This is a genomic window from Fretibacterium fastidiosum (assembly GCF_000210715.1).
GTDB lineage: Bacteria > Synergistota > Synergistia > Synergistales > Aminobacteriaceae > Fretibacterium > Fretibacterium fastidiosum.
Map to the genome: position 1 here is coordinate 1,500,040 of NC_021038.1, position 6,556 is coordinate 1,506,595.

7 protein-coding genes are annotated in these 6,556 nt (G+C 64.4%); 2 read left to right on the plus strand and 5 right to left on the minus strand.

The window, feature by feature from the left end; genetic code table 11:
* Positions 1-18 precede the first annotated feature (18 nt).
* The 5 genes from SY1_RS06950 to SY1_RS06970 form a co-directional block, all read right to left on the minus strand.
* On the minus strand, positions 19-2,703 hold the full coding sequence (locus SY1_RS06950) for a hypothetical protein (RefSeq protein WP_015556605.1): 2,685 nt from the start codon (positions 2,701-2,703) through the stop codon (positions 19-21).
* Between the two features lie 128 nt (positions 2,704-2,831).
* Positions 2,832-3,386: an ATP-dependent Clp protease proteolytic subunit gene (locus tag SY1_RS06955; protein ID WP_015556606.1), complete on the minus strand. Its 555-nt coding sequence runs from the start codon at positions 3,384-3,386 to the stop codon at positions 2,832-2,834.
* 16 nt (positions 3,387-3,402) lie between these two features.
* Positions 3,403-4,233, minus strand: a complete 831-nt coding sequence (locus SY1_RS06960) for an AAA family ATPase (RefSeq protein WP_015556607.1) — start codon at positions 4,231-4,233, stop codon at positions 3,403-3,405.
* A 1-nt stretch (position 4,234) separates the two neighbouring features.
* Positions 4,235-4,552, minus strand: coding sequence for a hypothetical protein (locus tag SY1_RS06965; RefSeq protein WP_208873220.1), 318 nt, complete (start codon positions 4,550-4,552; stop codon positions 4,235-4,237).
* A 261-nt stretch (positions 4,553-4,813) separates the two neighbouring features.
* On the minus strand, positions 4,814-5,617 hold the full coding sequence (locus SY1_RS06970) for a hypothetical protein (RefSeq protein ID WP_015556608.1): 804 nt from the start codon (positions 5,615-5,617) through the stop codon (positions 4,814-4,816).
* Between the two features lie 241 nt (positions 5,618-5,858).
* Between SY1_RS06970 and SY1_RS06975 the strand changes: the two genes are divergently transcribed.
* Both SY1_RS06975 and SY1_RS06980 read left to right on the plus strand, forming a co-directional pair.
* Complete coding sequence (locus tag SY1_RS06975) at positions 5,859-6,152, plus strand: hypothetical protein (protein ID WP_015556609.1); 294 nt, start codon at positions 5,859-5,861, stop codon at positions 6,150-6,152.
* 83 nt (positions 6,153-6,235) lie between these two features.
* On the plus strand, positions 6,236-6,556 hold a 321-nt coding region (locus SY1_RS06980), incomplete at its 3' end, for a hypothetical protein (RefSeq protein ID WP_208873221.1).

Below are 6,556 nucleotides of genomic sequence, written 5' to 3' on the forward strand. Positions count from 1 at the left end.
AGACGCAGATTGGTATAATCAGCGCTTCCTCAGGTCCTGCGACGTCTTTCCGGACAGGCGCATCAGCATCTGCGCCGCGCTGGAGGACAGGCGGAGTCTTTTCAAGGACGACTCCGCGCGCTCGATCTTCTTCGTCCCCTGCCCTCCGGCCAGCTCACGGGCGCGGTGGAGGGCCCGTTCTGCCGCGGCAAGGTGGTCCTCGTCGTCCTCCGGCCCGAACAGCTTATCCATGGCCCCCGCAGCGGCGTGGGCCTCCACCAGGACCAGGTAGGCGTTGAACAGGTCCGTGGCGCACTTCCGCGCGAGGGTCGGGTTGGTGCGGTCGTAGTAGGCGATCTGCTCCAGGGTCTGAATGGCCTTGCGCAGGGCCTCGCGGTTGACGGCCTGGTCCATCAGGATGCGCGCCCTACGGGCGTCGCGCGCGGCGTTCCGGATCATGTCGCCTGCCTCGGAGCCCATCTCGCTTCCCGCCCTCTCCAGCCTGTCGAAGTCCTCGTGCTTTTTGGGCAGGAAGGTCATCCCCGTCAGGATCGCGGCCTTGGTACAGGCCGCCTGGATGTGGTTCGACGTGTAGGGGGTGAACGTCCAGACGTCGAGGACCCGGTTCACGCTCGAAAGTGCCTGCTCGAGGTCCTCCCCGTTCTGCGCCGCCAGCCCCGCGGCGAGGGAGGCCCGCGCCAGCGCGAAGTGCAGGAAGGCGTCCGAGGTCAGATGAGCGTAGCGGTTCATGACGCCGAAGGCCGCCGACAGCGCCATTTCGGCATCCCTGCGCGAGGCGGGGTCTTTCGTGCCGAGGCAGAGCACTGCGTTGGCATCCGCCAGAGCCGCGGAGAGCGCGACGTACAGGTTGGGCTGGAGCTGCATGTCCGTGTGCCGGAGGCCGTCCGTGAAGGCTTGAATGGCCTTTCTGGCGTTCTCCTGGGCCGACAGGGCAAGCCCCAGTGCCAAGGCGAGTTCAGGGTACAGGAAGCCCTCGTTCCGCGCAGAGAGGGCAAGGCCCTCCCGCGCGGCCTCCTCGGCCTGACGAAGGTCCGCCGAGTTCGGGTCGATGGACTGTCCTCCGCGGAAGTAGAAAAGGTGGGAACGGGCCTCCTGAGCCGCAATCGCCTCCTGTGGCTCTCGGTCCCGCAGGAGCGACGACGCCATGTCGGCTGCGCGGATGGCCTCGTCCGCGCGCTCGCCCCACAGGCCGCGCTCCATGCCGGCGTAGAGGACCTCGGACAGTGCGAGGGCGGTCCTTCCCTGAAGGACGTCGTGTCCTCGTCCGGCCAGCGTCAGTTCCTCCCTGGTCTGGAGCAGAAGCTGTTCCGCCGCCTGGAGCTTGGTGAGGCCCGACCGGTAATCGTCGAAGGCCCAGTGGAGGTAGATTCGGGCCTCGTTGACGCGCAGCTCGGAGCGGAGAGGCCGGAGGGATTCCGGGGTCTCCCGCGCCTCGGTCTTGTGCAGCATCTGCTGGTACTCCGCCTCCGACACGGGCGTGTCGGTCCTGCGCCGTTCCCGCAGGAAGGCGTGGGTGACCTGCAGCGCCTCCTCCAACATCGCCTGAGTTTCGGCGGTCCGCCTCGCCTCGATGCCCTCCAGACGGGCGATGCCCTGCTGAAGGTCCTTCATCAGAGGGATGCGCATCAGGGGGCTGGGATTCTCCGCGGAGAAGCCGCGCCCCACGAAGCAGAGGACCCACAGACCCAGGAACAGGATCGCGGTGGACCCCGCGGCGCCCCAGAAGGGCCGCGGCGGAACCCTGTACCGAAGGCACAGGAAGCATGCCGTGAGGACCAGAAGAGCGATCAGGGGGAACCAGGCGTAGAGGCTGCTCAAGATGTAGGACAGCTCCGAGTAGATCGTCAGGAGGGCGGCGGCGCTCAGGTTCCCCTTCCAGTGCGACATGCTGCGCCAAAGCTCCGTGAAGGCGTCCTTGAACCCTCCAAGTGCCGCCCCCCTCGGCTCTCCCTCGTCCGGAACGTCCCCGCGATGAGACGGCCTGTCCCACGGGAACCGAACCGACCACACCGACCGATCCTCGTCCGAAAGGTCCATGACGAAGCGCAGCAGCTCTTCCTCTTGCTCCGGGCTCACCTCAGGCTCCCCGGCCTTCCTGTCGTCGTACTCTCTCCTGGCCTCGTCCATCGTCTCCTGCCAGAAGCTGCGGATACGATGTTCGTCCTCCGGGGAGATTTTCTCCCCCTTGTAGTGGTGCGGACCGAGGATCGTACTCTTCAGATAGTACTCGGCCTTCCAATCCATCAAGACGTCGAAGATGCCGTCGCTGTATACGGGAGGTCTCTCCGTCTTGTGCGTGCAGGCCTTCAGTCGCCCCCGCCAGTCCGCCGAGGGGGCCTTCCCGATCGCCTTCAGGCGGCGCGTTATCGTCGTGACGTGCAGGTTCATCACCGCGGCGATGTCTTTCGGCGCCCAATATCGAGCCTTGTCCGGGCCATCTGCGATGAGGGCGCAGCTGTTATCGAGTTGGAATTCACCGTTGAGCTCATCGCGTATCTTTTCGAACCACGTCCTCCCGGCCGGGTCGTCGTCGAGGAGGGTGGGGTTCCCCTTCTCCGCCTTTTCCTTCTCGAAAGCGGCGTAGTCCTCCTCGTAGGCGTCCATGCGGCGCCGAACGACCGTTCGAGCCTCCACCCATTTGCTGCAGTATTCTCTTATCCTGTCGACCTGTTCAGAGCTCAGACAGAGCGGAACCTCCGGCATCTCAAGGACCTCCTCGAAATTTTACCCCGTTTCGCCATAGGGGATAAACGATGATGGAACGTTTTGAAAAAGTCGATTTTTCCTCCGGCGGCGAGGACGCCCGAATCGCGGGGCCTCTCGATGCGGATTCAATTCCGAATGACCTCGTCGATGATCCCGTACCTCTGCGCTTCCTGGGCGGACATGAAGAAATCCCGGTCCGTGTCCTTCTCGACGGTCTCGACCTTCTGGGCCGTGTGATGGGCTATGAGGGCGTTCAGGACCTCGCGCGTCTTGATGAGCTCCTGGGCGAAGAGCGCCACGTCCGAGGCCTGGCCCCCCGCCCCGCCGAGGGGTTGGTGGAGCATGACCTTTGCGTGGGGGAGCGCGCTCCGCCTGCCCTTCGCTCCGGCGGCGAGGAGGACGGCCCCCATGCTCGCCGCCTGACCGATGCAGGTGGTCGCCACCGGACAGGGGACGAACTGCATCGTGTCGTAGATCGCCAGTCCGGCCGACACGCTCCCTCCGGGGCTGTTGATGTACAGGCTGATCTCCTTCTTCTCGTCCCGATTTGCCAGCAGCAACAGTTGTGCGACGATGCCGTTCGCGACCGCGTCGTCGATGGGGCTTCCAAGGAAGACGATGCGGTCCTCGAAGAGACAGCTGTAGACGTCGCGGCCCTCGCCCTTGCGTCCTGTGATCATGATCGTTCCTCCCCAATTATAGTCCATGGTGCCCACGGAATCCCACCCTGGGCTCCGCTTCGGAAAACTGTTCCCGCACCGTCGTTTTCACCTCGTCCACGTTCAGCGCGGCGTCCGGGTTCAGAAGGCGGTGCCGGCCACTCGCCGCGTCCAGGACCTCCAGGCTCTTGTCCGGGTTGTAGCGCTCCTCCATGATCGATTGGCTGAGCTCCGCGATGAAGGCGAAGACCCCGTCCTCGAACGCAATGTCCCTGTAGCGCGCCTTCGCCACGCTCTCCAGGATGCGGGCCGTATCCTGCGGGTTGGGCTCGGCCACCTCCAACTCCCGGAACCGGCGGCGAAACGCCCTGTCGGTGGCGATGTAGCGCTGGTACTCCTCGCACGTCGTCGCCAGGATCAGCTGAAGCCTGGGGTTCGTGACGAGCGGCTTCACGATGTTGGCGACGCTGTTGCTGCCGTGATCGTTGCACAGCCGATGCCCCTCGTCGAAGAACAGGACGATCGAGTGCTCCTCCGCCTCCCGAAACAGATGCTTCAGGCGCAGACCCTGCTCCGAATACGTGGGACATTCGGCAAAAAGCAGGTTCAGATCGATCTCCGCGAGCCTGAAACTCCGGTTCGTCCGGACGAGAAACTGACCGAGCGCTTGGACCGTGGCCGTCTTGCCGACCCCTGGGTCCCCGACCAGGGCGATGTTGTTGTGGTCGGATTGCATCAGGATCCCCGTCAGCCTCTCCAAAAGCTTTTCGTCGACCAGCAGGCCCTGCTGGAAGTTATCGGGGTCGGACAGCTCCTTTCCGAATTTCCTGCAGTTGGGGGGAAGGACCTTCAACCTCATCTCACTCATCTCAAACGCTCCTTTCCGCCGGAACGTCCCCGGTCGGACCGGGGCGCTCAGGCTCCAACAAGTCATCCTCCGGGACGAATTCGAGTTTCCTTCCCTTCCGCTCCCACGCGACGTACCCCTCGAGCATGTTCAGCTCGCAGACACGAACCCTGTTCGAGAACCTGTCTTTGAAGATGTCGTTCAGCATCTGGTCCTGAGTGTGGTGCCAGGCCACCGCGTCGGCATGAGGCAGGAGCTGGCTGACGACTTCATCCCTGCGCGCCTGCCCCAGCGCCTGCCTCAGCGCGTAGAGGTCGCCGTACCCGACGATGAAGCGCACGCTCTCGGGAAAGACGTCCAGGACGTGAAGGAGCCCCCCCCCACAGCCCCCACCGTTCCAGGTCCGGCACGAGGAACGTCACCCGGCGCTCCTCAGCGTCGGCGGCCGCACAAAGCCCCGCCAGAGCCACCTGGGCCAGGCCGGCGTTCGTCTCCGGATTGCGCAGCGCCGGCACGAAGAGGGGCTTCGTTGGGGTGCGGACGAATTTTTTGACGTCGAATGGGGCGCCGGATGGGAGCTTCGCCCGCTTTTCCGCCCGAATCATGGCGTTGAAAAGCGCCGCCAGGGAGGAGTGCTGCGCCTGAGCCGTGCGAAGTGCCGAGAGCGCCAGGTGTCCGTTCTGTGTCCCTCCCTTTCCCATGAGCGTCCCCTTGAAGGGAGCAGCGGTGTACTGAAAGAGCCCCATGGTCTCCAGCGCTTTAATTTCCGGCCGGTCCTCCTTCGGAGCGCTTTGCCCCTGGGCCGGGCGGGAGAGCTCCGATCGGCTGCGGGGTGCCGGCTTCCATTCGGGCTGGAAGAAGTTGTCCTCAGGGAATATCCTGGGATCGGGGCCTCGATCGACGGCCGACTCCTCCTTGATTTTTTGATCTGGCCTTCGATTTCATCTTTGTTGCTGAGAGCGATCGCCTCCATGCCGTCCAGCAGGAGCCTGTGCCTCTTCGCCGCCGTGCGGAGGGCGTGTCCGTCGTCCTCCTGCTTCAGGAGCGCAACCTGGTACTCCAGGTACTGGGCGTTGGTCTGGAACGCCATGTTCTCCCAAAACTCATCGTTTCCCACGTTCAGCCTGAAAGATTTTGGCGTGCAGATCGGGGCCAGGTACTCGGCGGCTGCGGCGGGGGTCGCGCCGAGCTCGGGGTGCTGCAGCACGGGCTGCAGGTAATCGGGGACATTGCCCGCGCCGGATGCCGCGAGATGCCCATCGCCGTACTTCTCGCCCCACCCCCTGGAGTCGAAGACCACCAGGGCGCCCTCCCGTCCATTCCAGGTGCGGATCAGCCTCTCGTATGTCCTCTCCTTCTCCTCGTCGTCGCCGAGGAGCAGCAGGTTGCCGTCACAGCGTTCCATTGCAATAGACCCTCCTTTTTCCCCCGCAGCCTCGTGCGGCGGGCATTTGTCGTTGCAGCCCGAATTATATCTGCGCCTTACCGTTCGGCAAAATGCGTTTGAACCGGAGAGGGGACGCCGGCCCGGCTCCACCGGGGAGGCGATCAAACGCATTTGCAGCGGGGACGCCCTCGCGATAAATTAGGGGCACAACGCAGGCGGGAGGCACAGAGGCTTCCGCAAGACGAAAGGAGAGATTGGTATGTTGGAGAACGGAGTGAATCAGGCGAATGGAGCGGAGAAGGGACAGGCGGTGGTGGCGTCGGGACAGAGCAACGCCCTTGGCATCTGCAGCATCGTGTGCAGCATCGTCAGCATCTTCCTGGCCGCGCTCGTGTTCGCGCCCCTTGGAGTCCTGCTGGGGCTCATCGCGGCCTTCAAGAAGCAGGTGGCTCTCGGCGTCATCGGCATCGTCATCGGCGTCATCTCCCTGCTGCTGTCCCCGTCGTTTCAGCTGTTGCTCGTTGGGATGGGGCTGCGCATGGGGATGCGTTGACGGCAGCCGCCGGCCCGTAAGGCGAAAATTGCGCCTGTGAGACTGGGAAGATCGTTTGGAATTCAGAAAGGAGGAGTTGGAGTATGCGTCGTTTTGAATGGTCCCGCGTTCTGATCGCGCTGCTGGTCGTGGCGCTGCTGTCCCTGGGAGGGTGCGGCGGCGGGGGAGGCGGCTATAAGGGAGGGGATAACCCCGCGCCGGCGCCCAACCCCGGGTCGGGGGGCTACCGCCTCGAGGACTTCAGGGGGGAGTGGAAGGCGGAGGATGCGGCGGGGACCCTCCTCATGGAGGGGAGCGAGGACTCCGTGGCGGGGGAGGTGGTTCGCGTGAAGGTCCTTCCCAGCTCTCAGGTCGCCCTGTCCGTCGAGTATTTCGGAAGCGGGAAGGAGTACTCGTCGAATGCG

Bases quoted from the DNA above. Each gene is read 5' to 3' on its own strand.
- SY1_RS06950 (WP_015556605.1), bottom strand. From the start codon at position 2,703: ATGCCGGAGGTTCCGCTCTGTCTGAGCTCTGAACAGGTCGACAGGATA.
- SY1_RS06970 (WP_015556608.1), bottom strand. From the start codon at position 5,617: ATGGAACGCTGTGACGGCAACCTGCTGCTCCTCGGCGACGACGAGGAG.
- SY1_RS06960 (WP_015556607.1), bottom strand. From the start codon at position 4,233: ATGAGTGAGATGAGGTTGAAGGTCCTTCCCCCCAACTGCAGGAAATTC.
- SY1_RS06975 (WP_015556609.1), top strand. From the start codon at position 5,859: ATGTTGGAGAACGGAGTGAATCAGGCGAATGGAGCGGAGAAGGGACAG.
- SY1_RS06955 (WP_015556606.1), bottom strand. From the start codon at position 3,386: ATGATCACAGGACGCAAGGGCGAGGGCCGCGACGTCTACAGCTGTCTC.